Genomic DNA, 216 nt, shown 5'->3' with positions numbered 1-216 from the left:
TATCGATGAACATCTGATGCATCGCCGCCGGTGCATCCATATGCCGCGTAAAGAAGCTCGGCTCCTCTTCCTTCAAGAAAATGATCAGACCTTGCGGCACATAAGCAGATTTGCTGGTGTAGCCGGAAAGATAGGTGATGTTGGCCGGACTTGTGACCATCAGCACATCGACCTCGCGTCGTTTCATTTCTGCCTTAACGGCGGATAATCTTCGCA

Annotated in this window: 1 protein-coding gene; it reads right to left on the bottom strand. The window is 50.9% G+C overall.

Going from position 1 to position 216, the window contains the following annotated elements; all coding sequences use genetic code 11:
* Positions 1-216, bottom strand: a 216-nt coding sequence (locus KJQ96_RS39840) for an aminopeptidase P family N-terminal domain-containing protein (RefSeq protein ID WP_213291305.1), incomplete at both ends; no start/stop codon positions are given.

It is taken from the genome of Bradyrhizobium sp. sGM-13 (genome assembly GCF_018398875.1).
In the GTDB taxonomy this organism is placed as follows: domain Bacteria; phylum Pseudomonadota; class Alphaproteobacteria; order Rhizobiales; family Xanthobacteraceae; genus Bradyrhizobium.
Note: the sequence above shows the minus strand (reverse complement) of the source record. Positions and strands in the feature narration are given on the sequence as shown.